The sequence below is a fragment of the Kordia aestuariivivens genome (assembly GCF_014397005.1).
GTDB lineage: Bacteria > Bacteroidota > Bacteroidia > Flavobacteriales > Flavobacteriaceae > Kordia > Kordia aestuariivivens.
Genome location: NZ_JACGWS010000005.1, coordinates 97,461 through 123,202, shown reverse-complemented (window position 1 = coordinate 123,202; position 25,742 = coordinate 97,461). Strand labels below are relative to the sequence as shown.

Sequence of the window (25,742 nt, the reverse complement as noted above, 5' to 3'; positions counted from 1 at the left end):
AGTTAGTATTTAGATATTTTTTTAGAGATTTCTTTTAAATCTTTAGGCTTCAAGTTATATGACATCATTTTCGATTTAGAATATATTACCTCTCCTGTTTTACTATTTATGATAGATAGTACTTTTATAAATGCATTTTGATGATAGACTAAATAGTAAAAGTCCTCATCGTTCAGAATTTTTTCGTTTAATTCTGCATCAGGAATAACCTCATATTTATGCTGATAATCTATAAATAGTTCTTCTTCTGTGATTTGTTTTTTTGCTTTTGCAACTTTTTTACCCGAGTACGAGTAAATAAAATTTTGTGAAAAATACAGCGTTTTATTTTTAAGAACTCCTATTTTTTCCTTATTGATGTAATCATCAAAAGTATCAAAGCTTTCTTTTTTTTCAAAACTACTATTGACAAACTGTAAGTAATTTTTCAAATAACCCAATCTGTAATTCATCAAATCGCCGCTAAGAGAATCTTGACCTGATACTACTTGTCGTCGCAAAGGAATATCAGCAGTAAAGTAAATGGCTCCAACACGATCCGCTCTCCAATCAAAAATTCTTTTTCCCTTCTTAATTTTATCTTTTGTAATTTTAGTAATAACGGAAAAGTCTAAATAATGATACGATGATGTTGCTCTCGTTGATATTCCTTGACTGTAAACTATATAATTACGAAATCTTGCATAAGATGTTCCTTCTTTAAAAATGGTGTTATCGATATCTTTATCTTGGATTATTTTATAAGGGGTGAATTTCCAAACTTGCTTCAATAATTTTTCATAATCCTCTTTTGTATATTTGTCGCTTTCCTCAAAGATAAAATAGGTTACTGGAGAATTCGCAAATTTTTCTAATGATTTTTTACTTAAATTTTTATGTTTTCCATAAATTAGAAAGCTTCCTATACGTGCTTGAGCAATTACAATTGTACTGAAAAAAAGGAAAAAACTTAGAGATAGTAAAGCCGTCTTTTTCATTTATTTTGTTTTTATGATTTCAAAAGAGTCTAAGAAACGTTTAATACTTGGGTTTTCATCATTTGCAGTTAAACAAATTACTTGTGTAATAAACATTGAATTTTCAACTAGATATGCATTGATATATATAAATCCACCTTGAATAGCAATTTTGATGCTTCTTCCCGGATATCCGTTAAATTTTACTTTGTTATCAAATTCTAACTTTCCTTGTACGTTTGATACAGCTCCATTTACAGCGCCATCAAGTACCGTTGCATTGTATTCTTCGTCAGCATTTGTAAATTGCTCTTCTGGGTAATCAGATCGAATTACGGAATATACCGCGTTGTCATCACCCGAAGCTGGTGCGTGCATAATCATGTGCATGTCTAACTCGCCAACAGCAGTGTTCACTTTTTGCACAGTACGTTCTGGTTCTTGTGGGTAGTATGCAATAAATGATAAGTCTTCCGCTTTATACTTTTCCCAGTTTTGAGCGTTTAACGCTCCAAATGACAGCATAAATACTGCCATTAATAAAAATGCTTTTTTCATACGTTATTATTTAGTTATGTCAACATTCCACCGTCAACGTTCAATACTTGTCCTGTGACATAAGCTGACATATCACTCGCAAGGAAAACACATACATTTGCTACATCTTCAGGAGTTCCACCTCTTTTTAATGGAATAGCATCTCTCCAACCTTTTACGACATCTTCTGGAAGTTTCCCTGTCATTTCAGTTTCTATAAAACCTGGTGCAATTACATTACTGCGAATGTTTCTTGAACCTAATTCTAAGGCAACTGATTTTGAGAATCCAATCATTCCTGCTTTTGAGGCTGCATAGTTGGTTTGTCCGGCATTTCCTTTTACACCAACAACAGAACTCATGTTAATGATAGAACCTTTACGTTGTTTCAACATGGTACGTTGAACTGCTTTGGTCATATTGAAGACAGATTTTAAGTTGACTTCGATTACTTTGTCAAAATCTTCTTCTGAGATTCGCATTAAAAGATTGTCTTTTGTGATTCCTGCATTATTGATTAATACATCAATCGAGCCAAACTCTTTTAATACTTCCGCTGCCAAATCTTGTGATTGTTGATAGTCTGCAGCGTTACTTTTGTATCCTTTTGCTTTTACGCCTAATTCGTTTAATTCTTTTTCTAGTTCGTTAGCAGCTTCAACAGATGAACTGTATGTAAATGCTACATTTGCCCCATGAGCTGCAAATACTTGCGCGATTCCTTTTCCTATTCCTCTACTCGCGCCAGTAATGATAGCTGTTTTGCCTTCTAGTAATTTCATTCGTATTATGGTTGATTTATTTAATTCAAATATAGTTAGAATAGTTAGGTTGACAATAAGATGTTTTATGATTATTTAGAAAAAAACAACTTCTATTTGTAATAACTATCTAATGATAAGTTGATTATAAATGTATCAAAAAAAACTGGGAGATTTTATCGAATTTACAAAAATGCATGGAAAAACTGTAACAACATTTTTTTTTATTCGTCATATAAGGATATCTAACAAAAAACAAAATTATGAAAAAACTACTGCTTTTTTCCTTTATACTGCTTTTTATGGCATGCAAAGAGGAAACCAAAAAAGTGCCTGAGCTTGCAGAAAAGCAACAAGCGCCAAAAATTTCAGTTAAAGATTTCTTTAAAAATTCTGAAAAAAGATCCTTCAGCTTATCTCCAAATGGTGAATATATTGCGTATTTAGCTCCTTATAAAGATAGAATGAATATTCATGTCCGAAAATTTGATAGCGATGCTGTAACAAGAGTTACAAGTGTTGAAGATCGTGACCTTTCTGGGTATTTTTGGGCAAATGACGATCGTTTAGTATTTATTAGAGATGAAGGCGGAAATGAAAATTTTCACCTTTTTGCTGTAAATAAAGATGGAACCAACGAAAAAGATTTAACACCTTTTGATGGTGTACGCTCTCAAATTATTGATGCGCTTGAAGATAATCAAGATGAAATGATTATTGGCTTGAATAAAAGAATTCCGCAAGTTTTTGATCCATATCGATTGGATATCAATTCTGGAGCATTAACCTTACTTTATGAAAACCCTGGAAATATTACAGGTTGGCAAACAGATCACGATGGAAAGTTGCGCTTAGCCTATGTAACCAATGGTGTTGATAATACAATTATGTACAGAGCTACAGAAGCTGACCCTTTTACAGAAGTTATTACTACCGATTTTAAACAAACCTTAACTCCACAATTTTTCGATTTTGATAATGGCGATGTTGTGTATGCCGCTTCTAATTTAGGCAGAGATAAAGCCGCTATTGTAAAGTACGATTTGAAAGCAAATAAAGAAATTGAAGAAATTTTTATGGATAGCGAAGTGGATGTGGATGGTATTTCATATTCTTCAAAAAGAAAAGTACCAACGTTTATTAATTATACAAGAGCAAAACTGAATAGAAAGTTTTTAGATGCAGAAGCTGAGAAACTTTTTAAGATGTTAGAGGAAAAACTTGGAGAAGACAATCAATATTATATTACTTCTAGCAATAAAGATGAAGATAAGTTTTTAATATATGCAGGAAATGATAAAACGAGAGGTGCTTATCATTTTTATGATAAAAACACTGGCACTTTAAAACATATGGCAGATTTAAGTCCTTGGATTAATTCTGATCATATGGCAGATATGAAACCTATCACCTACACTTCTAGAGATGGCATGACAATTCATGGATATTTAACGTTACCTGTTGGTGTGAAAGCAGAAAATTTACCAGTAGTTGTGAATCCACATGGCGGTCCTTGGGCTCGTGATAATTGGGGATTCAACCCAGAAGTGCAATTTTTAGCCAATAGAGGTTATGCAGTTTTACAAATGAATTTTAGAGGATCTACAGGTTACGGGAAACAATTCTGGCAAAGTTCATTTAAAAAATGGGGACAAGAAATGCAAAACGATATTACTGATGGCGTAAAGTGGCTTATTAAAGAAGGTATTGCAGATGAAGATCGTATTGCTATTTATGGTGGAAGTTATGGAGGTTATGCAACATTAGCTGGAATTACAAATACACCTGATTTGTATGCTGCTGCTGTTGATTATGTAGGCGTATCAAATCTGTTTACGTTTATGGAAACGATTCCTCCATATTGGGAACCTTATAAGAAAATGTTATATGAAATGGTGGGCGATCCTAATACGAAAGATAGCATTATGATGAAGGCAAATAGCCCAGTATTTCATGTAGATAAGATTAAAGCTTCATTGTTTATTGCGCAAGGTGCTAATGATCCGCGTGTGGTTCAAGCAGAATCTGATCAAATGGTAGCTGCTTTGAAAGAGAATGGAATTACCGTAGAATATATGTTAAAAGAGAATGAAGGTCACGGATTTAGAAATCAAGAGAATCGATTTGATTTTTATAATTCAATGATTGAGTTTTTGAATAAAAACATGACTACGAAAGTTAAAGGATAATATATAAAAAAAGCGCTTCGAGAGAAGCGCTTTTTTATTGTTTGATTTTCTTTTTATTGTTTGATTTCTTTTGCTTTTTCGTAATTGAAAAGATAATCGATGTCCATTTCTTGAATTTTACCAAGTTTTGCTAAGGCATCCATGTCTACATCTTTTTTGTTTCCAATCACCATTACATTGTATTGTTCACCTTTGATGTTTTCGTCAAAGAACCCTTTTAAGTCAGCGAGCGTCATTTTCTCAATAGCTTTGTACATTTCTTCTCTGTGATCTTTATCAATTCCAAGTTTTTGAAGTCTTTCGTACGTCCAGAAAATGTTTGATTTTGTGATACGCTGTGCTGCTAGTTTTTTCAAAGTCGCTTCTTTTGCTGCTTCAAATTGCTTTTCAGCTTCTGGCATATCGTTCATTAAGTTCATCATTGCCTCTACTGCTTGCGGCATTTTGTTTGCTTGTGTTCCAATATACGCCATTACATAGTTAGAATCTTCTTTGTCTGAAGCTTGACTGTAATATGAGTATGCTGAGTAAGCTAATGATTTAGATTCTCTAATTTCTTGGAATACAATTGATGATAAACCACTTCCAAAATACGTATTAAATACTGTAGAAGCTGCCATGTTTTCAGCTTTGAAAGGACTTCCTTTTGCCAAGAACATCATTTCAGCTTGTACCATATCGTAATCAACGAAGAATACATTTCCGCCAGTTTCTTGCTCTACATATTTGATTGCTTCTGGATATTCTTTTAGTTCATTCGCAACTTTGTGATGTTCGTTTAATGCTGCAACTGCCGCATCAATATCTTTTCCGAAGTAGAATATACGTTGGTCAAAGTTTTTGAAATCTTTTACCAAGTCAACAAGTTCTTGCGGATTCATTCCATTTAATTCACTATTGCTGTATATGTTACGCAAACGAGAGTTTTCGCCATATTTTGCATAGTTCATTAAACCTCTTTGTAAGATGCTTCCTTTTCGTGTTTTCGTGTCTTGTCTTCCTTTAATGATTTGCGCCACATATTTATCATACGCTTCCTGATTTGGCACCGCATTATTCCACAAGTGTGATAATAACTCTAATCCTTCTGGTAAGTTTTCTTTTAGTCCATTTAAACCAACATACGATTTTTCAGCACCAGTACTTACGTAATAGCTAATTCCTAGCTTGTAGAATTCTTTCTTTAATTCTTCAGGAGAATATTTATCAGTTCCTAAGTATTCCATTAACCCAACTCCTAAACCAAGTTTTTTGTTATTATCACTTCCCATGTCAAAGATGATATTCATATCAAATAAGTCATTTTGCTCATTGTCAATGTATGAAACCTTGATTCCATTAGAAAGTTTTGTTTCTTTAATCTCTGATTGGAAATCAACATATTTAGGCTGTAAAGACGCAGCTTCTGTTGCGTTGAAGGCTTTGATGAATTCTGAACTTTTATCTCTGTTTAAGTTTACAGGCGTAATTCCTGGATTTTCAACTTTTACGATTGAATTATCAGTTCCTTTACGTTTGTACGTTACGACATAGTTGTCTTTGTAGTGTTTGTTAGCAAAGTCTACTACTTCTTGTTTTGATATTTTACGTAAATCTTCTAAGAATTTTACTTTGTTAGCCCAATCTTCATGATGAATAAACGCATTTACATACGCATCTGCCAATGCTGTACTACTTTCGTATTGTCTTGTTTGACTCAGTTTTAAATCGTTGATAACCGCTTCAATCATCCATTCTTCAAATTCTCCTTTTTTAAGTTTTTCAACTTGTTCTAAGAGTAAGTTTTTCACGTCATCTAATGTTTGTCCAGCTTTAGGCGCTCCATATAATCTATGGTAGCCATAATCATTTAAAAATGTTGGAGAACATCCTGCGTATTGTACAAGTTGCTTTTGATTTAAGTTTAAGTCGATTAAACCTGCATTTCCGTTAGAAAGAATCATATCTACTAAGGTTACAAGCTTTTCATCCTCTGTGTTTACTCCACTGGTACGAAATGCTATTGATATTGATTCAGACGTTGGTCCTAATACTTCTTTTACAACTGGAGACGTGATTGCCTCTTCTTTTGGTAATGTTGGATGCACCACTTCTTTTTTCTCCATTTTACCAAATGTGTTATTTACTTTTTGAATCGTTTCTTCAAAATCGAAATCACCAACTAATACCATTGCCATATTGTTTGGCACATAGTATTTGTCAAAGTAGTTGTGAATTGCTATCATCGAAGGATTTTTCAAGTGCTCAGCAGTACCAATCGTATTTTGTTGTCCGTATGGATGATTTGGAAATAAACCATCTAACATTGCATAGAGTGCTTTTCTTCCATCACTATCTTGTGTTCTGTTGAATTCTTCAAATACTGCTTCTAATTCTGTATGAAATAAACGCAATACTAATTGACTGAAACGCTCATTTTCAAGCGTTAGCCATTTATCTAATTCGTTTGCAGGTATTTTATTCGTATACACTGTTTGCTCAAACCACGTATAGGCGTTTGTACCTGTTGCACCTAAAGAACCAACCATTTTATCATATTCATTGGCAACACTATAATTGGAAGCTTCTAAAGATACTTCGTCAATTTTTTTGTACAGTGCTTTCTTTTTTTCAGGATCTGTTTCTGCTTTATGCTGTTCATATAAATCAGAGATTTGATCTAAGTATACTTTTTCTTTTTCCCAGTCAATAGTACCAACTTCATCAGTTCCTTTGAAAACCATGTGCTCTAAGTAGTGTGCTAAACCAGTAGTTTCTTTTGGATCGTAGTTAGAACCTGCTCTTACCGCAATGTAGGTTTGTATTTTTGGTTCGTCACTGTTTTGACTTAGATAAACTTTGAGTCCGTTATCTAGTGTATACAAACGCAATCCGGTTGGATCGTTTGATACGGTTTCGTACGAAAGACCATTTGCATCTTTCTGTTGCGTTACTTTTACTTCTTTAGAAGCAGTTGTATCGCCGGTTTCTTTACAGCCGAAAATCGCAAGTGCACCTACGAATAGTAGCAGTAGTTTGAATCTTTTCATTATAATTTTTTGATTAGTTTGTAGTATTTAAACGTTAAAATTATGATTATTATATGTGTAATTATAATAATCATAATTTTTTAACATTTATTTAGTTCATGCTGTATACAGTATGCTAGCTATAAATATTATGTTTTCAATAAGATGTTAAATTCTTTACTTGATGAATTTTGGTGTTTTATTAATCAAAATTGACAGCTATTAAAAAAAGTGAGCCTAAGCCCACTTTTTACTTTTTTTCATGATTTATTTAATGTTAACAAATTCCAGCGCCTGGACACGAAATTGTTGGACCGCATTCCAAGCCAGTTCCTGTTCCAGTAGTAGTGTTTCCACAAGTTCCATCTGCTGATGGACCTGGACAGTTAGCATCATGTGTTGGGCAACAAATTCCTAAAGGAATACAAGATTCTGTTTTGAATCCTCCTATAACTGAATTTTGCGTTCTTAAATTTGAGATTGATTTTTTGTTAAGCGATAAGCTTAGTAAATTCTTTTTTTTCATAATTTCAAGGGTTATATAGTTAATAATCGATCTAAAACTATACAATCAAAACATACCCTGAAAGAAAATCTACTCTGAATTCATAAATCTTAAGTACTAAAAAAAGCGTGCTAAACCTTTGTAAACATTGATTTTTTTATACAAAAAAAAGCGCAGTACCATTTGAATGATACTGCGCTTTATATATTTAGAACGAAGTAATTATGCCATTACTTCTGCTACTTTTTTTCCAATTTCTGCTGGAGAGTTTACTACGTGAATTCCACATTCGCGCATGATTGCTTTTTTAGCTTCTGCTGTATCATCAGCTCCACCAACAATTGCTCCTGCATGACCCATTGTACGTCCTGCTGGTGCCGTTTCTCCTGCGATGAAACCAACTACTGGTTTTTTACTTCCGCTTGCTTTGTACCATTTAGCCGCATCCGCTTCTAATTGACCTCCGATTTCTCCAATCATCACTACACATTCGGTAGCTGGATCGTTGATTAATAATTCAACCGCTTCTTTTGTAGTTGTTCCAATGATTGGATCTCCACCAATACCAATAGCAGTTGTGATTCCTAATCCTTGTTTTACTACTTGATCCGCAGCTTCGTATGTTAATGTTCCTGATTTAGAAACAATTCCAACTTTTCCTTCTTTGAAAACAAATCCTGGCATGATTCCAACTTTTGCTTCTCCTGGCGTAATTACTCCTGGGCAATTAGGTCCAATTAAACGACATTCTTTGTTACTGATATATGCAGCAACTTTTGTCATGTCTGCAATTGGAATTCCTTCAGTAATTGTAATGATTACTTTGATTCCTGCTTCCGCAGCTTCCATTATTGCATCTGCAGCAAATGCTGGCGGTACAAAAATGATCGTTGTATCAGCTCCAACTTTTTCAACAGCTTCAGCAACTGTATTAAAAACTGGTTTGTCTAAGTGTGTTTGTCCACCTTTTCCTGGCGTTACACCACCAACTACATTAGTTCCGTACTCAATCATTTGACCTGCATGAAATGTTCCTTCACTTCCTGTAAATCCTTGAACAATTATTTTTGAATCTTTGTTTACTAAAACGCTCATTTGATATTTGTTTTTTGGCTGCACAAAAATAGTTTTTTATAAAGTATTTATAAAGTATTTTTTGAGTTTTATCTGTAAATACTTTTGAATGCTCTAAACTATTTGTTTTCTAAGTTTTTTATTCGTTCGATCAATTCTGGTATTTGGCGAATTGATGCAATTTCTTTGTATTTTTTTCTGAAATCATCTGCTGGTGTTCCAAAGTAGCTTTTTCCACCTTCCAAACCTTTGCTTACGCCTGATTGTGCTGAGATTACTGTCTTTGCTCCTATCGTGATTCCACTTGTAATTCCGACTTGTCCCCAAATGGTAACTTCATCTTCAATGATCACACAACCTGCAATTCCTGTTTGCGAAGCAATTAAACATTTTCTGCCAATTACAGTATCGTGACCAACATGCACTTGATTGTCAATTTTGGTTCCTTCTTTTATGGTTGTATCACCTGTAACACCTTTATCAATGGTACATAATGAACCTAAATCTACATTGTCTTCTAACACAACACGTCCACCAGAACGTAATTTATCAAATCCTTCAGGACGTTTTTTGTAATAGAAAGCATCTGCTCCTAAAACTGTTCCTGAGTGAATGATTACATTGTTTCCAATGACAGCATTGTCATATATTGCCACATTTGCATGAATGATACAATCGTTTCCAATCGTAACATTATTCCCAACAAAACAATTTGGCTGAATTACAGTGCGTTCTCCAATCGTAGCCGATGGTGCAATGGATGCCGAAGCACTTATAAATGGTCTGAAATGATCGGTTAGCGTATTGAAATCTCTGAATGGATCATCTGAAATTAATAATGCTTTGCCTTCTGGACACTCAACTTCTTTATTAATTAATACAATGGTTGCTTTAGATTCTAAAGCTTTGTCATAGTATTTTGGATGATCAACAAATACAATATCGCCAGCTTCTACCACATGAATTTCATTCATTCCATGTACTGGAAATGAATCATCACCAACATACGACGTTTGTATGATTGCAGCAATTTCTTTTAGTGTGTGTATTCTAGGGAATTTCATGTATTCGTTTTTTTAAATTAATTCAGAAGGAATAAAATTAAAAAAAGCCCAACGAATTGAGCTTTTAGAATTGTTATTCTTTTATACGTTCCATGTAGGAACCTTTTTCTGTTTCAACTTTAATTTTATCACCTTCATTGATGAATAAAGGAACATTGATACGTGCGCCAGTTTCAACAGTTGCAGGTTTTGTAGCATTTGTTGCTGTATTTCCTTTCACTCCTGGTTCTGTATGTGTAACTTCTAAGATAACACTTGCAGGCATATCTACTGATAATGGCGCATTGTCTTCAGAGTTAATCAAAATTGTTACGACTTCTCCTTCTTTTAATAAATCTGGAGCATCTAAGGTTGTTTTTTGTAATGTGATCTGATTGTAATCACCAGTATTCATGAAGTGAAATGTATCACCATCATTGTATAGATACTGAAATTTGTGAGTTTCTACACGAACGTCGTCAATTTTATGTCCCGCTGAAAATGTATTGTCAATTACTTTTCCTGTGGTTACACTTCTTAATTTTGTACGAACAAATGCAGGTCCTTTTCCTGGTTTTACGTGTAAAAATTCTATGATTTTGAATATATCGTGATTGTAACGAATACACAATCCTTTTCTAATGTCTGATGTTGATGCCATTGATTATTGTTTTATTTTAGTTTGAAGCAATATACCCTTTCATGATACCTCTGTGTGAGTTTTTGATAAATTGTAATATTTCATCGCGCTCTGTAGTGGCTTCCATTTCTGCTTCTATGATTTCTGCAGCTTGCGTATTGTTGTAATTTTTTTGATATAGTATTCTAAAGATGTTTTGAATCTCTCTTATTTTTTCTGTTGTAAAACCTCGTCTACGCAATCCAACAGAGTTGATTCCTACGTATGATAAAGGTTCACGAGCAGCTTTTACGTATGGTGGCACATCTTTACGAACTAATGATCCACCTGTAACAAACGCATGATTTCCAATGGAACAAAATTGATGTACCGCAGTCATTCCTGCTAAAATTACATGATCGCCCACAGTAATGTGTCCAGCTAATGTACTGTTATTCGAAAATATACAGTTATCACCAACAATACAATCGTGTGCAATGTGGCAATACGCCATGATAAGGCAGTTTTTACCAATTTTTGTTTTCATACGATCGGTGGTACCTTTGTTAATGGTTACACATTCGCGTATGGTAGTGTTATCACCTATTTCTGCAATGGTGTCTTCTCCTTGGTATTTTAAATCTTGTGGTGGCGCTGATATTACCGAACCTGGAAAGATGTTGCAGTTTTTACCGATTCTTGCACCTTCCATGATGGTTACGTTTGAGCCAATCCAAGTTCCTTCACCAATAATTACATTGTTATGGATAGTTGTAAAAGGTTCTACAACCACATTTTTTGCAATTTTGGCACCTGGATGAACATATGCTAAAGGTTGATTCATCTACTATATTTTAGTTATTTCTACTGTTTAATTTTTGATCATAGTGAAATCACTATGCTACTTTTTTACAATGTCTTCTTCTTTTTTCCTAGCAATTTGCGCCATTAATTCTGCTTCGGCTACTAATTTACCATTTGCATATGCATACGCTTGCATGTGGCAAATCCCTCTACGAATTGGCGTTATTAAGTCTGCTTTGAAGATTAATGTATCACCCGGAACTACTTTTTGCTTGAATTTTACTTTGTCAATTTTCATGAAAAAGGTAAGGTAGTTTTCTGGATCTGGAACCGTACTTAGTACTAAGATTCCTCCTGTTTGCGCCATTGCTTCTACTTGCAATACACCTGGCATTACGGGCGCTCCTGGAAAGTGACCAACGAAAAACGGTTCGTTCATCGTTACATTTTTTACACCAACCACATGACTATCAGATAATTCTAATATTTTATCGATGAGTAAAAATGGTGGTCTGTGTGGCAACATCGTCATGATTTGATTGATATCCATTAATGGAGTTTGATGCAAATCGTATGTTGGCACTTTGTTGCGCTTTTCTATTTTTATGATTTTGGACAGTTTTTTTGCAAATTGTGTGTTTACAAAGTGTCCTGGTTTGTTTGCGATTACTTTTCCGCGAATGCGAGTTCCAACTAAAGCTAAATCGCCAATAACATCTAGCAATTTGTGACGTGCAGCTTCGTTTGGATGATGTAAGGTAAGGTTGTCAAGAATTCCATTTGGTTTTACCGCAATGTCATCTTTACCAAAAGCAACTCTTAGTTTGTCCATTGTTTCTGGTGATAGTTCTTTATCAACATATACAATAGCGTTGTTAAGATCGCCACCTTTTATTAAACCATGTTCTAATAGCATTTCGAGTTCATGCAAGAAGCTAAATGTTCTTGAACTTGCAATATCTTTTTTGAAGTCAGAAATATGTTTTAAGGTCGCGTTTTGAGTTCCAAGCACTTTTGTGCCAAAGTCAACCATGGTTGTTACTTGATATTCATCTGATGGAATGATTGTAATTTCACTTCCAGTTTCATCATCAATATAAGAAATGACATCTTTTACAATGTATTCTTCTCTTGGTTCATTTTGTTCTACAATTCCAGCTTCTTCTATGGCTTCTAAGAAAAATTTTGCCGAACCATCCATTATTGGCGGTTCAGATTCGTTCATTTCAATGAGAACGTTATCAATTTCCAAACCAACTAACGCAGCTAATACGTGTTCGCAAGTTTGAATTCTGACACCTCTTTTTTCTAAAACAGTTCCACGCTGTGTATTGACAACATAGTTTGCATCCGCTTCAATGATTGGACTTCCTTCCAAATCAACTCGCATGAATGCATATCCATGATTTTCTGGTGCAGGTTTAAAAGTTAGTAATACTTCTTTTCCTGTGTGTAATCCTACGCCTTTTAGAGATACTTCTTTGGCGATGGTTGTTTGTTTAACAATAATTTCACTCATTGTTGTTTATTTTTTTTTCGATTTGATTGATAGTTTTTGCTATTTTAGGAAGGTTTTTGAAGTATACATACGATTTGTTGTAATCTCCATAGTTTAAAGCTGGTGAACCTTGTAATGTTTCTCCATCTTTTACATTTCTTCCAATTCCTGATTGTGCTTGAATTTTGACATTATCACCAATGGTAATGTGTCCAACAATTCCAACTTGTCCGCCAATCATACAGTTTTCGCCAATTTTGGCAGAACCTGCAATTCCGGTTTGCGCTGCGATGACTGTGTTTTTACCAATTTCAACATTGTGTGCAATTTGAATTTGATTGTCAAGCTTTACTCCTTTTCTTATGATGGTTGATCCTAAAGTTGCTCTGTCAATAGTTGTTCCAGCACCAATGTCAACATTGTCTTCTATAATTACATTTCCTATTTGCGGAACTTTGTGATATTCACCTTTTTTATTCGGCGCAAAGCCAAATCCGTCAGCACCAACAATAACGCCACTATGAATGACACAGTTATCACCAATGACTGAATCCGAGTAAATTTTAGCGCCAGCGAAAATAACCACATTGTTTCCAATGGTAACATTATCGCCAATATACGCATTTGGATATACTTTTACATGATCGCCAATTTTTACATTGTCGCCCATGTATGAAAACGCTCCAAAGTAGAGTTCTTTCCCATACTTAGCCGATTCCGAAATAAAAGTAGGCTGTTCAATTCCAACTTTATTTCGTTTTGCTTTATCGTAGTATTCTAAGAGTTTAGAAAATGATTTATACGCATCATCAACTTTGATTAATGTAGTAAATAATTCTTCTTCAGCTTCAAAGTCATTATTCACAATAGTTATGGATGCACGCGTACTATATATATACTGAGTATATTTAGGATTAGCCAAAAAAGTCAAAGAACCTTCTATGCCTTCTTCTATTTTAGAAAGTGTGGATACTTCAGTGTTTGGATCACCTATGATATCTCCTTCTAAAATACCCGCTATTTGTGTCGCTGTAAACTTCATTCCCGCAAAAGTATAAAAAAACTCCTAAAGTTTGTCTTTTGGGTAACATATATAATATTTTGTTACCGTTTTAGATAATGCTTTTAGGTTCAATTGATCCGAAGCCTTGACAACATCCTGAACTTTTCCTGACTTCATTAAGATATTTATGTTCTGACTTGTGGTTTTGTATGCTTGATTTGAGATTTCGCCTGAGAATACAAAATACGCTGCTTCCGCTTCCGAAATGCTGTATTTTTTCATCAAGTTTTGTGTCTCACTTTGGAGCTTATTATCTGAAATCTTTTTGTTTTTGATTTTAATTTTTAATAAATCACGATTGATGATCATTTCACATAAATTCGATAATATAAAATCGTCTTCGTTCATCCACTCTTTCATGGCTGAAATGATGTCGTAATCGTCCAACTTCGCAAATCTATCTAATACTTCGTGATTAAAATCTTCAATAGAGATTTCATTTTGAATGAAAAAAGATAATGCCGCACTTGCCTTTAGTTGCGTTCCTTGAAGCGTTAACTCTTTTGCTCTTTTGAGCACACGAATGAGCAATTGTTCTGCTACCAGACTCGTTTTATGCAAATATACTTGCCAATACATTAGGCGTCTGGCAACCAGAAATTTTTCCACCGAATAGATTCCTTTTTCTTCTATGACTAATTCATCATTCACTACACTTAACATTGTAATGATGCGTTCCGAATTGATATTTCCTTCCGCAACTCCTGTATAGAAACTATCACGCTTTAAATAATCGGCTCTATCCATGTCAATTTGACCAGATATTAACTGATACATGAATTTTCTTGGGTAGTTTCCTTTGAATATTTCGATGGCAAGCGTTAAACTTCCGTTAAATTCTGTGTTTAATTGTTCCATCAACAACAATGAAATCTCTTCATGATGCACACTATTTACAATACTATGTTCCATAGCATGCGAGAAAGGTCCGTGGCCAATATCGTGTAATAAGATGGCAATTAACAAGGCCTGCTTTTCATCTTCCGAAATTTCAACACCTTTAAAACAAAGGACTTGAATTGCTTTTTGCATTAAGTGCATACAACCCAACGCATGATGAAAACGTGTGTGATGTGCGCCTGGATATACCAAGTATGACATGCCCATTTGTGTAATTCTGCGCAAGCGCTGAAAATACTTATGCTCTATAAGATCAAAAATGAGCGGATTGGGAATTGTAATAAATCCGTAAATTGGGTCGTTTAAGATTTTAAGCTTATTTCTAGTATTCAATGTGTAATTTTTTATACTTTTTTTAGAATAAGCACAAATATAAGTACATTACAAGATACCTTACTAACAATTTACAAATAAAGACATACATGAGTGCATTCAAGATTCTTTGGGTTGATGATGAAATTGATTTATTAAAACCACATATTCTCTTTTTAGAGAAGAAAAACTACGAAGTAACAACGTGCACTAGCGGTACGGAAGCTATAGAAATCATAGACGAGCAAAATTTTGATATTGTTTTGTTGGATGAAAATATGCCAGGCCTAACAGGTTTGGAAACCTTAGCTGAGCTGAAAGAAAAACAGAATAATCTTCCTGTCGTCATGATTACAAAGAGTGAAGAAGAATATATCATGGAAGAAGCTATTGGCTCCAAGATTGCAGATTATTTGATAAAACCTGTGAATCCAAACCAGATTTTATTGAGTTTGAAGAAGAATTTGGACCATTCGCGATTGATTTCTGAAAAGACAACTTCTAATTATCAGCAAGAATTCAGAAAGATTGCGATGGATATGGCAATGGTAAATTCGATTGAGGAATGGATTGAGTTGTATCAAAAATTAATCTATTGGGAATTGCAATTGGAAGATATTGAAGATACTGGCATGTTTGAGATTTTGGAATCGCAAAAGACAGAAGCCAACGTTCAGTTTGGAAAGTTTATTGATAAGAATTATCCTGATTGGTTCGGAAATGATGATGCGCCAATTATGTCGCACACATTGTTCAGAGAACTCATTGCTCCAGAAATTAGCAAAGCACAACCAACTTTATTAGTTGTAGTTGATAATTTACGCTACGATCAATGGAGAGCTTTTGAACCTGTTTTAAATACACATTATAAAAAAGAAAAAGAAGTTCCTTTTGTGAGTATTCTGCCAACCGCGACACAGTATGCTAGAAATGCTATTTTTTCAGGATTAATGCCTTCCGACATGGAAAAACTACATCCCGAGTATTGGAAGAATGATACTGATGAAGGCGGAAAGAATTTGCATGAAAATGATTTCTTAAAAGCACAATTGAAGCGTTTAGGGTTAAACATTAAGCATGAATATCACAAAATAACCAGCTTAAAAGGCGGAAAGAAGCTCGCAGACAACTTTAAATCGCAAAAAGACAATGACCTTACAGTTGTGGTTTATAACTTCGTAGACATGCTCTCACACGCTAAAACCGAAATGGATGTTGTAAAAGAATTGGCTTCAGACGACAAAGCATATCGTTCACTGACGCTGAGTTGGTTTAAAAATTCTCCGTTGTTAGATATCATTCAACAATCGCAACGTTTAGGATTTAAATTGATTATCACGACTGATCACGGAACTATCAACGTAAAACATCCATCTAAAGTAGTTGGCGATAAGAATACAAGTTTGAACTTGCGTTATAAAACTGGAAGAAGTTTGACGTACGAGCAAAAAGATGTGTTGGCAGCAAAAGATCCTAGCACAATTCATTTGCCTTCCATTAACATGAGTAGTTCGTTTATTTTTGCAAAGACAGATTTATTTTTTGCGTATCCGAATAATTACAATCATTATGTGAGTTATTTTAGAAATACGTACCAGCATGGTGGCGTTTCGTTGGAGGAAATGATTATACCGTTTGCAGTAATGTTACCCAAGTAGAAATACCTGAAACTGACGTATAATTGCTTTTCATTTCTTTTAGTATTTGAAAAAACAGTAAATTTGTGTATTGTGTTAAAAATTAAATAGTAGTGCAAAGAGAATATAATCTTTCTGAAATAGAAGCAATAGCAGCAGGCATTCTTGCAGCATCGAAATATAAAATTATTGCTTTTCATGGAGAAATGGGTGTTGGAAAAACAACTTTAATCAAAGTATTAGCAAAGCAATTAGGCATTACCGAGCTTACAAATAGTCCAACATTCTCAATTGTAAATGAATATCGTTCTGCTGACGCAATCATATATCATTTTGATTGTTACCGAATTGAAGATGAAATAGAAGCGTATGATATTGGCATTGAAGATTACTTATATAGTGACGCTTGGTGCTTCATAGAATGGCCAGAACGCATTAAAAACCTATTGCCTAATGAAATTACAAAAGTGCACATTAAAAAGATAAATGAACAATTACGCTCAATTCATCTAAAAAATTGAACACTTTAGCGAAAAACAAAAACTATAACCTGAAAATAAACCCAAAAGACTGACAAATTAATGACTTTTACTGTATCTTGATAGAAAATTCTTATAGATAACAAAAAGTAAAAAAATGATAAAAATACGTAGAAAATAAAATATGGTAATTTCCTGAAAATCATTTGTTTAATAGATATGTTTGCGTCATCGTAAAACTAAAACCTAAACAAAATGAAATTAAGAAATTATTTATTCGCAGCAGTCGTATTAGCATCAGTAACATTTGTGTCTTGTAACCCAGATAGCATTGCAGACGAAGATAACCCATACCAAACCGAAGAAAAAATCGATAAGAAAGATATCAAAATTCCTGGGGAAGACTAATACCAATAGAAAATCTAGGTTTCAATCAAAAATTGTAGTAAATACAATTGTAGCACTACTTATAGCGATTACTCCATATTTGTTTCAATTATATGAGTATGTACCGAAAGATACTAATATTTGGGAAACATCATTTTTTACTATAACAGATACGAATTATAAAAATGTTAGAGTATTGGTTTGGGCAAGTATGAATAAAGCCATACCTCTATTATTAATGATATTATGGTTTTTGACTTGTAATAAGTGGTGGTATCACGTAATTTTGATTCCTATGTTTATGTTTGCTTTTCAGTTATTTGGAGCAATAAATGATAAATCTAGTATATTAGATGTTGTGGAAATTTATTGGTTGATTCCCATAATGATGATTGTTATACCTTTTGTTTATTTTATCAGAATAAAATTGATGGATAAATTAGTATATGGTATTGACTTAAAAAAGATAGATGCTGAATTAGAGGAATACGACCGAAAAGAGCGAGAGCAACAAAATATATCAGGCGCTCAAGAATAAATAATAAAAGTTCATTGAAATACAAGATATCCTATTTTCTATACATTGCGTTAGTTTTTAATAAAACCAACAAAAATACGTAGAAAATATATTATGCTCTTTTTGAAGGTAACATTTGGTTATTCAATAAGTTTGACCCATCGTTAAACTAAATAATCTAAACAAATGAAAACTAAATTCTACCTTTACCTATTAGCAGCCGTATCAACAATATTATTTGTATCTTGTAATCCAGATAGCATTGCTGATGAAGACAACCCATACGAAACAGAACAAGGAGTTGATAAAAGAGAAATCACAAGAGGAAACGTCGGTTAGAAAGAAATTACTTATTGACACCTTAATCATCTTATTGATATTTCTTTCTCCATTTTTATATTATTTATATGAATATTCTCCTGATGGAGATATATGGAAGACTAGTTGGTTTACCATTACAAGTAATGGATATCAAGATTTATACATTTCATTTTGGATGTATTTAAGCAAAATTATTCCATTGTTACTATTAATACTATGGTTTTTAACCTGTAAACATTGGTGGTATCACATAATTTTAGTGCCAATTGCCATGTATGCATTTCAATTAGCGAATGCACTTTATAAAAATACTTTGAAGGTTGATGAAATTGAAATATACTGGTTGATTCCAATATTAATGATCATCACACCCATAGTATATTTAATTAGAGTAAAATTATTTGAAAAGTTAGTATTAGGAATTGATTTAAAGAAAATTGAAGCTGAACTCGATGAATACGATCGTAAAGAAAAAGAGGCTCAAAATGTAAATGAAATAAAATAAATCTGTATATTCGCGAAAATACTTACGAAATAAATACAAAAAATTATAAATTCTACGGCTTTTGTTCGATTGACCCAAATCTAACAAAAGTACGTAGAAAATATATTATGCTAATTTTCTGATAATTAGTTGGTTATTCAATAAGTTTGCTTCATCGTTAAACTAAATAACCCAATTATCAGATGAAAACTAAATTCTACCTTTACCTATTAGCAGCCATATCAACAATATTATTTGTATCTTGTAACCCAGACAGTATTGCTGATGAAGACAACCCATACGAAACAGAAGAAAAAGTTAAGAAAAACATCAAAACGCCTCCTAATGGGTAGTTTGATAGCTCTTATTATTGCTATATCACCTATAATATATTATTCATATGAAAGTTTCCCTGATGTAAAAGTTTGGGAAACTTCTTTATTTACTTATGATAGCTCTTATTACGAAAGCGTACAAACTTCGGCGTATTGGATAATGTCAAAACTAATGCCTCTAATATTTTTAATCCTCTGGTTTATAACTTGTAAAGATTGGTGGTATCATGTAATCTTGATCCCAATAGCAATGTATATATTTCAATTAACAAGCATAATAAATGACGATATACAATCAGTCGATGAGGTTGAAATATACTATGTACTTCCCGTGATGATGATCATAGTTCCCATCGTATATTTAATTAGAATCAAACTCTTTGATAAATATGTTTATGGTATTGATCTCAAAAAAATAGATGCAGAGCTTGCGGAGTATGAACGAAAAGAACAAGAAATGGAAGAAGCCAATAAATAGTATTTTATTACTTCATTTTTATTTGTAACTTCATGTTTTAATCAATAATAATGCCTCATGCCGGAATCTTTATCTCCTTTTACCAAACAACAATTACTTCCACAAGAGGAAACACTCGAAATTTCAAAACACAAGCAAGAATTATTTATTGGAATTCCTAAAGAAACTTCGTTTCAAGAGAAACGAGTTTGCTTAACACCAGATGCCGTTGCTGCAATTATAGCACACGGACATCGTGTTTTGATTGAAAGTTGCGCCGGAAAAGAAGCTAATTTTTCAGATAAAGATTATACAGAAGCTGGCGCAGAAATTACTAATGACACACGAAAGGTGTTCTCCTGCCCTATTATTTTAAAAGTGGAACCGCCAACAATTGAAGAACTTCAATTATTGAATCCGCAAACGATTTTAATTTCAGCTTTACAGATAAAAACACGTTCTAAAAAATATTTTGAAGTATTAGCTAGTAAACGTGTGACCGCACTCGCCTTTGAATACATTCGTGATGAAGATGGCACGTATCCAGCAGTACGTTCCTTAAGTGAAATTGCCGGAACTGCCTCCATTTTAATTGCTTCCGAATTAATGGCAAATGTCAATAACGGAAACGGATTGATGCTTGGAAATATTAGCGGCGTTCCACCTGCGGAAGTTGTCATTGTCGGTGCAGGAACGGTTGGAGAATTTGCTGCACGTTCCGCATTAGGATTGGGTGCAAATATTAAAGTTTTTGATAATTCCATCACAAAACTTCGCTGCATTCAGATCAATTTAGGACAACCTGTATATACATCAACCATACAGCCAAAAAATTTATTAAAAGCGTTAAAACGTTGCGATGTTTTAATTGGCGCTGTGCGCGGAAAAAATAGATCTCCTATTTTAGTTACAGAAAGCATGGTCAGTCACATGAAAAAAGGGGCCGTCATTATTGATGTCAGCATCGATATGGGCGGTTGTATTGAAACAAGTGAAATTACTTCACACGATAAACCAACGTTTAAAAAACATGGCGTTATTCATTATTGTGTGCCAAATATTCCAGCTAGATATTCCAGAACCGCTTCAGTATCAATCAGTAATATGTTTACTCCATATTTACTAAAAATTGCGGATGATGGCGGATTAGAAAATTCGTTACGTTTTGATAAAGGATTGAAAAATGGGTTGTACTTTTACCACGGAGTTTTAACCAATAAATCAGTAGCAGATTGGTTTGATCTTCCATATAGAGATATTAATTTATTAGTTTTTTAGCAGATGAGCAGTCTTTTAAGACGTACAGGATTTTATTTAGGTGGTGTAGCCATTGGTTTGGTGATTTTTGCATTTTTAATTCGTGGACGTGGTGTAAAATGTGAGTTTGATTATTTTCCAAATGCACGTACTTTGAAAAATATTCGATTGAAAGAACGTCACTTTTCTCCTGAAATTCGCCAATTGATTGATAATAAAGAAATTGACACTGCCGAAATTTCAAACATTCTCAGGTATGGAGATGTTGATTTCTCAAGAAGTAAAATCAAAGTCGATTCTTGTAAATTGTACATTATTGAAGGAATGCTTCGCAATAAAGAAATTGAACTTACTGTGCATAATTGCGATAGTACTGCCCGAATTCAGACGATTAAAAGGATTGACTAAAACACTTGTTGTTGACATTAGACCGCTTCGCTTTTAGATAATAGAATAAAGACTAACTAACTGAAAGTGAAACTTATACGTTATCGCCTTAAAATTTATAATTTAACGCTGGATTATTCCTTTTTTAAGTTCCCGTAAATATCCAACTCGATTGCTTCACCTTTACCAAACTTATTTATTTCTTCTACCTGTGTTTCTTTGTCGCCAACCACTAAATAAAACATATCATCTTCTTGAATATGTGTTTTAATTATATTTTGAAAATCTTCTAAACTCATATCCACAAGTTCTTTTTGCTCGTTTTCAAGATAATTGAACTCTTTATTATATTTACTAATTTGCGTAAGGATTCGTAATTTATCTCCAAGTTCCTCGTAATCTTTCGCGCTACTTTTTAAAATTTTATTTTTCGTAATTGTAACTTCTTCTTCACTAAAATCTTTAGAATAATTACTCATTAACCCTTTTATAATTTTCAAAGAAGGCAATGTAGCATTCGCTCGAACACTGGTTTGCACCACAAAAGGTGCTTTTTCTTCTAAATTTTGCAAGTAAGAATATGCGCCATACGTATATCCTTTTTCTATGCGTAAAGTTTGAAACAAACGTCCGCTTGATCCGCCTCCAAGAATTTGATTGGTATAGTCTAAATTATTATACATCGGATCAGATTCTGATAATGCTAATTTTCCTGAGTAAATCACAGATTGTTTTGCGCCAGGGAAATCAATGAAAAATATTTTCCCTGCTTTATCTTGCTTTGGTAATGTATAAGAAGGAATTTTTACTTCTGTAGATTTCCAGTTTTTACCCAAACCATCCAACGATGCTAAAACAGTGGTTTCGCCAACTGCGCCAGCAACATGAATATTGGCAACGCTTGCTGAAATATTATCAGTATAAAACTGTTTTAAATCGTCTAAAGAAATATTATTGATCGTTTCAGTAACTCCGATAGATGGAGTTCCTAAAATATGATTGTCTCCATAAATTAATTTTCGAAAAGATTGATACGCAATTGTCCTTGGATTCGCTTCTCTTCCTTTCAAATTAGTCAATAGTGAACTTTTAAGTCGCTCAAATTCAGACTTATCCCAACGTGGATGTAACACAATTTCTTCTACCAATTTGATTGTTTTGTCAAAGTTCTTCGCCAAACAATTTCCAGATACATACATACCTTCATCACCGCTTCTTATATCTATGGTAGCGCCCAACATTTCAATGGCTTCTTCTAATTCTGAAGAAGTTTTAAATTTAGTTCCTTCCATCATTAAATCTCCTAAAAGTTTTGCCAATCCAGCTTTGTCTTTTGGATCTAAATAATGTCCGCCATCAATCGTAATTGAAAAAGAAACTAATGGAACTTCATTATTTTCAATTCCATACACATTAATTCCGTTGGCCAATGTACCTTTCCAAACTTCTGGCGATTTGAACAATGGCAATTCGCCAAATTTAGGCTCAGAACGATCATGTTTTGTAACCGTTTTTTCATACTGCGCCTCTGCTCCTTGCCCAACTTCTTCGTTTGCTTTTCCTTGCACAATTTCTTCTTGATACACTTCTGCTTTTACAGCATTTTCCATCGCAAGATCCGTTTGTCCTTTTGGCACAAACGAAGTCATGATGTAATTTTTTCCTTTAATATATTTATTGTAAACACGAATTACATCTTCCTTCGTTACTTTGTTTGTAAAAGCAGCTTCTTTAATAACGTATGCAGGATCGTTGGCAAATACATTTCCATTAGCCAAAACAAACGCTTTATTCACAACAGATTCTGTTCCGTTATACAACTCAACTTCTTGCTTAGCTTTGATACGAACCAATTGCGCTTCATCAAAATTAGCTTCAAAATTCTTCAATCCTTCTTCAAGTGCAGCTTTTACAGTGTTTAAATTAGTTCCAGCATTTGCACGAACTCTAAATGTAAATTCGCCTGCCAATTCATTACTCGTATTGAATGAAGAAACACGCGGCGCTAGTTTTTTAGCAGTAACTACTTCTCTGTATAAAGGCGATTTTTTGCTTCCGCTTAACATTTGCCCCAAAATATCTAATGCATATTGGTCTTCATGAAACATTTCTACTGTTGGATATACCAAACGAAGTTCAGGAAGTTTTGCAAAATTATCTTCAAAGTATAATGATTTTGTTTCGGGTAATGTTACAGGCATTGGTTTCAACTTTGCAACTTCATTTCCTCGTTTAATTTCGCCAAACCATTTCTTAACGGCTTTTTTAGTTTCTTCAAGATCAATATCTCCAGCAATTACTAAGGTTGCATTATTTGGACCGTAATATGTATTATAGAATTCTGTTACATCTTCTAAAGTTGCTGCTTGTAAATCGGGAAGCGAACCAATAACTGCCCAATTGTACGGATGCTCTTTAGGATATAAGTTTGCACGAATAATTTCGAAAGTAAAACCATAAGGAACATTATCGTAATTCTGTCGTTTTTCATTCTTTACAACTTGTTTTTCACGTTCTAATGCTTCTGTGGTTACCGTGTTGATCATGTAACCCAATCTGTCTGAATCGATCCATAAAATTTTTTCAAATGCATCTTTAGGTACGACTTCATAATAAATTGTTGCGTCTGATGAAGTTGATCCATTTCGGGTTCCGCCCCATTCTGGAATTACTTTTCGGTTAGAACCTCTTGGTACATTTTCAGAATCATTAAACGCCATGTGCTCAAAGAAGTGCGCAAATCCTGTTTTTCCGGGTTTTTCTCTATTAGAACCAACATGCATTAACGTTGCAACGGCGACTATTGGATCTGAATGATCTTCATGCAAAACAACCTCAAGTCCATTATCTAAAGTAAATTTCTCATATTCAAGAGAAAAGGAAGTTTCTTCTTCAGTTGTATTATTTTCGTTTTGTTTACATGAATATGTGACAACAATAAATAATGCAAGAAGCAATATTGTAAATTTATTGATTCTCATAGATGGGTTCTTTAGGTTGTTTTATTCGTTTTGTAAAGGGAATTATAATTTACAATTTCCTTCTTTTCTTTTCTTGTTTTAATAAACTTAACTCTCTCGATGTTTGTCCTGCAACTGACGTATTTTCCTCTGCTCTTCGTATCAAGTAAGGCATTACATCTCTTACAGGTCCAAAAGGTAAGTATTTTGCTACGTTATATCCTTCTTTTGCCAAGTTAAAACTGATATGATCGCTCATTCCGTATAACTGACCAAACCAAACACGCGAATCACTGTTCGCTACTTGCTTCGCTTTCATGATTTCTGCAACTTTATACGAACTTTCTTCGTTGTGTGTTCCGGCAAAAACAGCCATACAATCTAAGTTTTCAAGCATGTAAACAACTCCAGCATCAAAATTCTCATCTGTAGCTTGTTTTGATATACATATAGGGGAAGTATATCCTTGTGCTATTGCTCTTCTGTTTTCTTTTTCCATGTAGGCACCACGCACTAATTTCATTCCAATGTGGAAACCTTGTGCTTTGGCATCAATATGCAATTGTTTTAAGTAATCCAATCGATCCCAACGATACATTTGAAGTGTATTGTAAACAATTGGTTTCTCTTTATTATATTTTCGCATCATATCAGCGACAATTTCATCTGCAGCATCTTGCATCCAGCTTTCTTCGCCATCAATTAATAATGCAACGTCCATTTCGTGTGCTTTTTTACAAACCGTGTCAAACCGTGTCAATACACGATTCCATTCTGCTTGTTCATCCGTTGTTAAAGTTTCATCGTTTCCAACTTTTTCATACAAATCAATTCGACCAAATCCAGTAGGTTTAAAAACAGCAAATGGAATTGCTTGTTTTTCCTTTACAAAATTTAAAATTTTCAAGATTTTTTCCAGCGTTGCATCAAACTGTGCTTCTTCTTCTTTTCCTTCTACTGAATAGTCTAAAACACTGCAAACACCTTTTTCAAACATTTTATCTACTACTGGAATGCATTCTTCTTCCGAAGTTCCTCCACAAAAATGATCGAAAACAGTAGCTCTAATTAGACTTTCTACAGGCAAATGCGCTTTTATTGCGAAGTTTGTGACGGCTGTTCCAATACGGACTAGCGGTTGATTGGCAATGAGCTTGAATAAAAAATAAGCTCTTTCTAGTTGAGAATCTGTTTTTAAAGCAAAAGCGTTCTCAGTATTATTAAAAATAGGATCCATTTATAAAGAATTACT

24 protein-coding genes are annotated in these 25,742 nt (G+C 33.7%); 10 read left to right on the top strand and 14 right to left on the bottom strand.

What is annotated here, in order from left to right; all coding sequences use genetic code 11:
* Window positions 1-2: 2 nt before the first annotated feature.
* From H2O64_RS09710 to fabG, 3 genes are read right to left on the bottom strand one after another with little or no spacing between them, the layout of a single operon-like run.
* The gene (locus H2O64_RS09710; RefSeq protein ID WP_187561996.1) at window positions 3-977 is read right to left on the bottom strand and encodes a hypothetical protein; all 975 of its coding nucleotides are present in this window, start codon (window positions 975-977) and stop codon (window positions 3-5) included.
* The gene (locus H2O64_RS09705) at window positions 978-1,514 is read right to left on the bottom strand and encodes a hypothetical protein (protein ID WP_187561995.1); all 537 of its coding nucleotides are present in this window, start codon (window positions 1,512-1,514) and stop codon (window positions 978-980) included.
* A gap of 14 nt (window positions 1,515-1,528) precedes the next feature.
* The gene (gene fabG / locus H2O64_RS09700; protein WP_187561994.1) at window positions 1,529-2,275 is read right to left on the bottom strand and encodes a 3-oxoacyl-[acyl-carrier-protein] reductase; all 747 of its coding nucleotides are present in this window, start codon (window positions 2,273-2,275) and stop codon (window positions 1,529-1,531) included.
* A gap of 242 nt (window positions 2,276-2,517) precedes the next feature.
* On the opposite strand from fabG, the gene H2O64_RS09695 reads away from it, so the two are divergent.
* Window positions 2,518-4,443 (top strand): S9 family peptidase, encoded by a 1,926-nt coding sequence (locus H2O64_RS09695; protein ID WP_187561993.1) that lies wholly within the window; start codon window positions 2,518-2,520, stop codon window positions 4,441-4,443.
* A 53-nt stretch (window positions 4,444-4,496) separates the two neighbouring features.
* Here the strand turns inward: H2O64_RS09695 and H2O64_RS09690 are convergent, their stop codons facing one another.
* The 9 genes from H2O64_RS09690 to H2O64_RS09650 form a co-directional block, all read right to left on the bottom strand.
* On the bottom strand, window positions 4,497-7,472 hold the full coding sequence (locus tag H2O64_RS09690) for a M16 family metallopeptidase (RefSeq protein ID WP_187561992.1): 2,976 nt from the start codon (window positions 7,470-7,472) through the stop codon (window positions 4,497-4,499).
* A 256-nt stretch (window positions 7,473-7,728) separates the two neighbouring features.
* Complete coding sequence (locus tag H2O64_RS09685) at window positions 7,729-7,977, bottom strand: hypothetical protein (RefSeq protein WP_187561991.1); 249 nt, start codon at window positions 7,975-7,977, stop codon at window positions 7,729-7,731.
* 201 nt (window positions 7,978-8,178) lie between these two features.
* A complete protein-coding gene (gene sucD, locus H2O64_RS09680; RefSeq protein WP_187561990.1) occupies window positions 8,179-9,051 on the bottom strand; it encodes a succinate--CoA ligase subunit alpha in 873 nt (290 codons plus the stop codon).
* Between the two features lie 98 nt (window positions 9,052-9,149).
* A complete protein-coding gene (gene lpxD / locus H2O64_RS09675; RefSeq protein ID WP_187561989.1) occupies window positions 9,150-10,094 on the bottom strand; it encodes a UDP-3-O-(3-hydroxymyristoyl)glucosamine N-acyltransferase in 945 nt (314 codons plus the stop codon).
* A gap of 73 nt (window positions 10,095-10,167) precedes the next feature.
* Window positions 10,168-10,734, bottom strand: coding sequence for an elongation factor P (gene efp / locus H2O64_RS09670; protein ID WP_187561988.1), 567 nt, complete (start codon window positions 10,732-10,734; stop codon window positions 10,168-10,170).
* A 16-nt stretch (window positions 10,735-10,750) separates the two neighbouring features.
* Window positions 10,751-11,536 (bottom strand): acyl-ACP--UDP-N-acetylglucosamine O-acyltransferase, encoded by a 786-nt coding sequence (lpxA, locus tag H2O64_RS09665; protein WP_187561987.1) that lies wholly within the window; start codon window positions 11,534-11,536, stop codon window positions 10,751-10,753.
* Between the two features lie 57 nt (window positions 11,537-11,593).
* A complete protein-coding gene (locus tag H2O64_RS09660) occupies window positions 11,594-13,015 on the bottom strand; it encodes a bifunctional UDP-3-O-[3-hydroxymyristoyl] N-acetylglucosamine deacetylase/3-hydroxyacyl-ACP dehydratase (RefSeq protein ID WP_187561986.1) in 1,422 nt (473 codons plus the stop codon).
* Window positions 13,008-14,036 (bottom strand): UDP-3-O-(3-hydroxymyristoyl)glucosamine N-acyltransferase, encoded by a 1,029-nt coding sequence (lpxD, locus tag H2O64_RS09655; RefSeq protein WP_187561985.1) that lies wholly within the window; start codon window positions 14,034-14,036, stop codon window positions 13,008-13,010. The genes H2O64_RS09660 and lpxD (H2O64_RS09655) overlap by 8 nt, the downstream gene beginning before the upstream one ends.
* A gap of 24 nt (window positions 14,037-14,060) precedes the next feature.
* Window positions 14,061-15,290 (bottom strand): HD domain-containing protein, encoded by a 1,230-nt coding sequence (locus H2O64_RS09650; protein ID WP_187561984.1) that lies wholly within the window; start codon window positions 15,288-15,290, stop codon window positions 14,061-14,063.
* A gap of 89 nt (window positions 15,291-15,379) precedes the next feature.
* Between H2O64_RS09650 and porX the strand changes: the two genes are divergently transcribed.
* The 9 genes from porX to H2O64_RS09610 all read left to right on the top strand — a co-directional run bounded on the left by porX (window position 15,380) and on the right by H2O64_RS09610 (window position 21,551).
* On the top strand, window positions 15,380-16,927 hold the full coding sequence (gene porX, locus H2O64_RS09645; RefSeq protein ID WP_187561983.1) for a T9SS response regulator signal transducer PorX: 1,548 nt from the start codon (window positions 15,380-15,382) through the stop codon (window positions 16,925-16,927).
* 92 nt (window positions 16,928-17,019) lie between these two features.
* Window positions 17,020-17,427 carry a tRNA (adenosine(37)-N6)-threonylcarbamoyltransferase complex ATPase subunit type 1 TsaE gene (tsaE, locus tag H2O64_RS09640; RefSeq protein ID WP_187561982.1) on the top strand — a complete coding sequence of 136 codons (408 nt, stop codon included), beginning with the start codon at window positions 17,020-17,022 and terminating at the stop codon, window positions 17,425-17,427.
* 213 nt (window positions 17,428-17,640) lie between these two features.
* Window positions 17,641-17,793, top strand: coding sequence for a hypothetical protein (locus H2O64_RS24030; RefSeq protein WP_235982828.1), 153 nt, complete (start codon window positions 17,641-17,643; stop codon window positions 17,791-17,793).
* Window positions 17,794-17,872: 79 nt separating this feature from the next.
* A complete protein-coding gene (locus tag H2O64_RS09635; RefSeq protein WP_235982826.1) occupies window positions 17,873-18,310 on the top strand; it encodes a hypothetical protein in 438 nt (145 codons plus the stop codon).
* Window positions 18,311-18,557: 247 nt separating this feature from the next.
* Complete coding sequence (locus H2O64_RS09630) at window positions 18,558-19,115, top strand: hypothetical protein (RefSeq protein ID WP_187561980.1); 558 nt, start codon at window positions 18,558-18,560, stop codon at window positions 19,113-19,115.
* Between the two features lie 182 nt (window positions 19,116-19,297).
* Window positions 19,298-19,447: a hypothetical protein gene (locus H2O64_RS09625; protein WP_187562219.1), complete on the top strand. Its 150-nt coding sequence runs from the start codon at window positions 19,298-19,300 to the stop codon at window positions 19,445-19,447.
* Window positions 19,440-19,907, top strand: coding sequence for a hypothetical protein (locus H2O64_RS09620; RefSeq protein ID WP_235982823.1), 468 nt, complete (start codon window positions 19,440-19,442; stop codon window positions 19,905-19,907). Before H2O64_RS09625 ends, H2O64_RS09620 begins: the two co-directional genes overlap by 8 nt.
* Window positions 19,908-19,964: 57 nt before the next feature.
* Window positions 19,965-21,164, top strand: a complete 1,200-nt coding sequence (locus H2O64_RS09615; RefSeq protein WP_187561978.1) for an alanine dehydrogenase — start codon at window positions 19,965-19,967, stop codon at window positions 21,162-21,164.
* A 3-nt stretch (window positions 21,165-21,167) separates the two neighbouring features.
* The gene (locus H2O64_RS09610) at window positions 21,168-21,551 is read left to right on the top strand and encodes a DUF4258 domain-containing protein (protein ID WP_187561977.1); all 384 of its coding nucleotides are present in this window, start codon (window positions 21,168-21,170) and stop codon (window positions 21,549-21,551) included.
* A 113-nt stretch (window positions 21,552-21,664) separates the two neighbouring features.
* On the opposite strand, the gene H2O64_RS09605 is transcribed toward H2O64_RS09610, so the two are convergent.
* Window positions 21,665-24,511, bottom strand: coding sequence for a M16 family metallopeptidase (locus H2O64_RS09605; protein ID WP_187561976.1), 2,847 nt, complete (start codon window positions 24,509-24,511; stop codon window positions 21,665-21,667).
* Between the two features lie 49 nt (window positions 24,512-24,560).
* Window positions 24,561-25,727 (bottom strand): proline dehydrogenase family protein, encoded by a 1,167-nt coding sequence (locus H2O64_RS09600; protein WP_187561975.1) that lies wholly within the window; start codon window positions 25,725-25,727, stop codon window positions 24,561-24,563.
* Window positions 25,728-25,742: the final 15 nt, after the last annotated feature.